This is a genomic window from Lentiprolixibacter sp. (genome assembly GCF_982873095.1).
This window is the reverse complement of the sequence record NZ_CEYNTP010000117.1, coordinates 3,177-8,408: the sequence shown is the minus strand read 5'-3', so window position 1 is coordinate 8,408 and position 5,232 is coordinate 3,177. Positions and strand designations below refer to the sequence as shown.

Below are 5,232 nucleotides of genomic sequence, written 5' to 3'. Positions count from 1 at the left end.
GATTTTACTGAAATCAGACAGGGGTAGCTGATAAGGGGGATCCGCAAAGATTATATCGAACTGTATTTGCGGGCGTTCAAGATAGCGGAAGGCATCGTCCTTAAACGTATGTATGTTGAGCCCAAGTTCTTTGGACACCGTACTGATATACTTCAGGCAGCGATAATCTTTATCTACACAGACAATATTCGAGGTTCCCCGGGATGCGAATTCGAAACTAATGTTCCCGGTACCTGCAAAAAGGTCGAGCACGGAAATTTCTTCAAAGTCATATTGATGGCGAAGGATATTGAACAATCCCTCTTTTGCCATGTCTGTGGTTGGCCGGACGGGCAGGTTCTTCGGAGCTAGAAGCCTTTTTCCCTTGTATTTTCCCGAAATGATCCTCATTACAGGGCGTTGATCACCGTAAAGTCTACCCGGTGCTGATCGGTTTCGTCCTGGTCCGGATAGTCTTCAGTGGGAATGTAAATGGCAATGTTCTGGATGTATTCAAATGCGATCTCATAGCGCTCGTCTTCTTCCTCTATGGTCCCGAATAACCGCACTTTAACTGTTTCCGGATCCAGCTTGAGTTGTTCAAGGGAAAAGAGCAAATAGTAAATAAAGTCCTCCTTACTGCTGATCGGAAAGCTGTTAAAAAAGAGTAATCTTTTCTGATCTATAACCGTGATGTCTATTTGATCAGCATCAACATGCACATAGCAGATCGGTGCTTTGCCCTTGTTATGCAAATTGAGGAGAGAGTCCAGTAGCACCGTACCGTGGTGACGGAACTCAAACTCCCCGAAGAGATCGTAGATATAATTGTTCAGGTTTACGAAAGGGACATAGACATTTACGAGGTCGTAATTGGGGATTTTATCGTAGACCACCAGGTCATTTGCCAGCAATTTCACATTGAACTTTAAATAATTGGCCAGTTCATCCGGATTGAACAGGGATTTCGGCACAAGGCTGAACAAGGTATTTCTGTGGATGACCACTACATCGGTATATTGGTAGTTCAGGATGCCTTCAGAACGGATCAGGGACTTTAATTTCTTAAGGACCTCGTAAGGCGAGAGCTCTTTTTCAAACTCCACGCGCCTGGAAAGGACAATGCTATTTCCTATGGGGTCCAGGACACAAAAAGAAAGTCCATTCAAGCTAACCTGAATGGACAATTTGTGATAATTTTCAAATGAATCTTCCGAGCCTCTATTGATCGTCTTTTTTGTCATAAATCGGAGGCCAGTTTCCGTTTGTACTTACATCAGTCAGGGATCCTACTTTAATTTCCGACCCATTTACCTCTTCAACACTGACCTGGGCATTTTCCCTGTCGCGTAAATCCTGAGGCTGGTCATAGAGAACCACATCCTTGCTTACTTTTACTTCAAATACCGGGGCAGAATATCCTCCTTTGGAAATCACATCTGATTTAATGGTGAATTTTTCACCGCCTTGGGCATAGGGAACATTCATCATCGTCTTGTAACGGTCACTATCCTTAAATAGGGAATCCTTTACGGCTACAAATCCAAGGGTGTCAATAATGGTGATTTCCTTCAACATGTCAATGCCGTATACTTTGTCATACTCCATATAAGAAGAATCGCGCTGCTGAGTGATCGTGTATTGTCCCGTATCTACAAAGGCAATCAGACTTTCGAAATCATTCGCGTATTTTCCGTTAACGGTCCTGTACGCCATTTGCGAATCACGGATATCCTTGAGTGTGGAAATTACCTGGGAGAAGCGCTCTTCCTTTACTTTTTGAAATTCAATCGGCCCTGTCACAGACTTATAGATGAGGAATCCCAAGCCGATACAAACTATCCAAAGTACAATTTGAAGAATGGTTTTCATATTAATTGATGGTGTTAATTAGTTTAAAGCGGTTCCCACAAATCTACAATTTTTTTGTGAACTGCCTAATAAATTAAAGGCGGAATTTAGGCGGGAAGCCCGTCTTTAAAATGCCCCGTTGAGCTTAATCGGCATACCTGCTAAAACCAGAATTACCCAGGGCCGATAAAGGGGGTGTAGGCGCTAAAAATTTCCCCGTCTGAAATGGGGCAAAAGGAACATTTCCCTGGAATATCTGCCTATATTTGCCCTGCTATGCGCGATCTTTCTCCAGGCGGGTTTTACAAAATACTTCACGAAGGGTTTCCACATGAACCTACGGCCAGGCAGGCCCTCGCCCTGAAACAACTTGCGCAGTTCCTGCTAAATCCTAAAAAAGACACGCTTTTCCTCCTCAGGGGTTTTGCAGGGACAGGGAAAACGACCATCATTGCGGCCTTGGTAAAACACCTCTGGCATACCAAACTGGGAACAGTTTTACTGGCGCCTACAGGCCGTGCTGCGAAGGTGATGAGCCAGTATGCCAATACCCGGGCTTTCACCATTCACCGAAAGATCTACTTTCCCAGAAAGGACAAAGGAGGGGCTATCCGTTTTGTCCTGGCTCCAAACAAACACAGGAACACGGTATTTATAGTAGACGAGGCCTCAATGATACCAGATACCCCTACGGATGCCAAACTGTTCGAGAAGGGGGCATTGCTGGATGACCTCATTCAATACGTGTATTCGGGACATAAATGTAAGCTCATTCTGATTGGGGATACGGCCCAGCTCCCTCCTGTAAAGCTGGTGCTGAGTCCGGCACTGGACGGCCAAAAGCTCAGCCTAAACTATCAAAAGGAAGTGCAGGAACTGGAACTGGATGAGGTTGTGAGGCAGAGCAAAGCCTCGGGAATCCTCTGGAACGCCACTCTGGTAAGGGAACAGATCGATCTGGGCCATTACGATGCCTTCCGGTTTAACCTGCAGGGGTTTTCAGATATCATCCGCCTGACAGATGGATATGAAATTCAGGATGCTATTGATACTGCTTATAGCCAACTCGGGAAGGAAGAAACGGTCTTTATCGTAAGGTCGAATAAACGGGCGAACCTCTACAATGAAAACATCAGGAAACGCATTCTTTTCCTGGAAAGTGAACTGGCCGCAGGGGATTACCTAATGGTGGTAAAGAACAACTATTTCTGGCTAAAACCCAATTCAGATGCCGGATTCATTGCCAACGGGGATATCATTGAAATCCTGGAAATTTTTGCCATCAAGGAGTTGTATGGTTTCCGCTTTGCAGAAGTCCGGGTACAAATGGTGGATTACCCAGGTCAGGCTCCTTTTGAAACTGTGCTGCTGCTGGACACCATTAAGGCAGAAACCCCATCACTGTCTTATGAGGACGGGAATCGGCTGTATCAGGAGGTGCAGAAAGACTACGCTCATGAAAAATCGTCCTATAAAAGATTTCTCGGGGTCAAGAACAACAGGTTCTTTAACGCCCTTCAGGTAAAATTTTCCTATGCCATCACCTGCCACAAATCCCAGGGAGGGCAGTGGGATACCGTGTTTGTGGAGCAACCCTATTTGCCGGATGGCCCAGACAAGGAATACCTCAGGTGGCTCTACACGGCAATAACCCGGGCCAAAAACAAGCTGTATCTCATTGGGTTTAAGGGGGATTTTTTTGTTGAATAGGAATGGAGTATTTTAGTAGCAAAGCGATTTGATATGACCTCTGAGACCATCATCAGCATTTTTCTGGGCATAGGCCTGGCAGCCTCTGTGGGTTTCCGGGTATTCCTACCCTTATTCGCGCTGAGCCTGGCCGCCTACAACGGCATATGGGATCTGAATGAAAGTTGGGAGTGGATGGGAAGCCTTGCTGCTGTCATTACCTTTGGGGTGGCCATGGTTGTGGAGGTGTTTGCTTATTATATCCCATGGGTGGACAACCTGCTGGACAGCCTTGCTATACCCCTGGCAGCAATTGCCGGGACGGCGGTCATGGTTTCTACTATGGCAGATCTTGATCCATTGGTAACCTGGTCCCTGGCCATTATAGCAGGGGGGGGAACAGCATCTGCCATAAAAGGAGCATCCGCTACGAGCAGGCTGGCGTCAACAGCAACAACCGGAGGGCTTGGAAACCCGGTCGTTTCAACGATTGAAACCGGAACCGCTACGGTAGTTTCACTGGCATCCCTTTTTGTTCCGGTAATTGCTGCCGTCCTCGTGATCCTCATCCTGGTGGTTATCTTTGTTATTTACCGCAAGCTTCGCCCTCGAATAAAAACGTAAACCAGTTCCCCGGAATATGAAAATTATTGCAATGATCCCTGCCCGATATGCGGCCTCCCGTTTTCCAGGCAAACTTATGCAGGACCTGGCCGGAAAACCTGTGATTGTCCGTACCTACCAGGCTGCAGTGGCCACAGGACTTTTTGATGAGGTATATGTAGTAACAGACAGTCCTGTCATCTTTGATGCTATTGTTGGGGAGGGAGGGAAGGCCCTGATGAGCAGGGAAGAGCACGAAACAGGAAGTGACAGGATTGCGGAAGCAGTAACCGATATGGATGTGGACATTATCGTTAATGTACAGGGGGATGAACCTTTTACAGAAAAGAAAAGCCTGCAAAGCGTTTTGGAAGTATTTAATGAGGATCACGATAAGGAAATTGACCTGGCTTCCCTGATGACCAGGATAACCGATAAGGCCGAAATAAATAATCCAAATACGGTAAAAGTTGTCGTGGATCGCCGTAATTTCGCACTGTATTTTTCCCGATCCCCGATTCCCTACCCCCGGGATGAATCAAGGGAAATTCCGTATTTCAAACACAAGGGGATCTATGCCTTCAGAAAACGTGCCCTGCTTGATTTCAGGCGGCTGCCCATGCTGGAACTTGAAGCTGCGGAAAAAATCGAGGCCATACGGTACCTGGAATATGGCAAGAAAATAAAAATGGTGGAGACCGAAGTTACCGGGATTGAAATTGACACCCCTGAAGATCTGGAAAGAGCAAAGGCCATATGGAGTTAGATTTAAGTCACATAAAGGTAATTGGGTTCGATGCAGATGATACCCTTTGGGTCAACGAAACTTATTTTCGCGAAACCGAAGAGAAATTTGCCGGCCTCCTGGAACCTTACGAGACCAAAAACAAAGTGGATCAGGAATTGTTCCGAAAGGAAATGGAAAACCTGGGCCTCTACGGGTATGGGATCAAGAGCTTTATGTTATCGATGATAGAATCGGCCCTGGAGCTTTCCAATAATGATGTCAGACAGGATACTATCCACGAGATCATTACCATGGGTAAGCAGATGATTGCTAAACCTGTGGAGCTATTGGATGGTGTTGAGGAGGTTCTAAAAGCTCTGGAA

General features: G+C 46.2%; 7 protein-coding genes. 4 read left to right on the top strand and 3 right to left on the bottom strand.

Annotated elements, in window-relative coordinates; translation table 11 throughout:
* From AC4E7D_RS08350 to AC4E7D_RS08340, 3 genes are all read right to left on the bottom strand, one after another.
* On the bottom strand, window positions 1-390 hold a 390-nt coding region (locus AC4E7D_RS08350), incomplete at its 3' end, for an RsmD family RNA methyltransferase (protein ID WP_490173350.1).
* Window positions 390-1,223, bottom strand: a complete 834-nt coding sequence (locus tag AC4E7D_RS08345; RefSeq protein WP_490173349.1) for a DUF3822 family protein — start codon at window positions 1,221-1,223, stop codon at window positions 390-392. The genes AC4E7D_RS08345 and AC4E7D_RS08350, both read right to left, overlap by 1 nt.
* Window positions 1,201-1,851 (bottom strand): hypothetical protein, encoded by a 651-nt coding sequence (locus AC4E7D_RS08340; protein ID WP_490173348.1) that lies wholly within the window; start codon window positions 1,849-1,851, stop codon window positions 1,201-1,203. The genes AC4E7D_RS08345 and AC4E7D_RS08340 overlap by 23 nt, the downstream gene beginning before the upstream one ends.
* A gap of 255 nt (window positions 1,852-2,106) precedes the next feature.
* Here AC4E7D_RS08340 and AC4E7D_RS08335 point away from each other — a divergent pair, with 255 nt between their 5' ends.
* The 4 genes from AC4E7D_RS08335 to AC4E7D_RS08320 form a co-directional block, all read left to right on the top strand.
* Window positions 2,107-3,540, top strand: a complete 1,434-nt coding sequence (locus AC4E7D_RS08335; RefSeq protein ID WP_490173347.1) for an ATP-dependent DNA helicase — start codon at window positions 2,107-2,109, stop codon at window positions 3,538-3,540.
* A gap of 33 nt (window positions 3,541-3,573) precedes the next feature.
* Window positions 3,574-4,143, top strand: coding sequence for a DUF4126 domain-containing protein (locus tag AC4E7D_RS08330; protein ID WP_490173346.1), 570 nt, complete (start codon window positions 3,574-3,576; stop codon window positions 4,141-4,143).
* 16 nt (window positions 4,144-4,159) lie between these two features.
* Window positions 4,160-4,888, top strand: coding sequence for a 3-deoxy-manno-octulosonate cytidylyltransferase (gene kdsB, locus AC4E7D_RS08325; RefSeq protein WP_490173345.1), 729 nt, complete (start codon window positions 4,160-4,162; stop codon window positions 4,886-4,888).
* A partial coding sequence (locus AC4E7D_RS08320) for an HAD family hydrolase (RefSeq protein WP_490173344.1) occupies window positions 4,879-5,232 on the top strand: 354 nt, incomplete at its 3' end. The genes kdsB and AC4E7D_RS08320, both read left to right, overlap by 10 nt.

Coding starts and splice junctions, on each gene's coding strand:
- AC4E7D_RS08330 (WP_490173346.1), top strand. CDS start 3,574: ATGACCTCTGAGACCATCATCAGCATTTTTCTGGGCATAGGCCTGGCA.
- AC4E7D_RS08345 (WP_490173349.1), bottom strand. CDS start 1,223: ATGACAAAAAAGACGATCAATAGAGGCTCGGAAGATTCATTTGAAAAT.
- AC4E7D_RS08340 (WP_490173348.1), bottom strand. CDS start 1,851: ATGAAAACCATTCTTCAAATTGTACTTTGGATAGTTTGTATCGGCTTG.
- kdsB (WP_490173345.1), top strand. CDS start 4,160: ATGAAAATTATTGCAATGATCCCTGCCCGATATGCGGCCTCCCGTTTT.
- AC4E7D_RS08335 (WP_490173347.1), top strand. CDS start 2,107: ATGCGCGATCTTTCTCCAGGCGGGTTTTACAAAATACTTCACGAAGGG.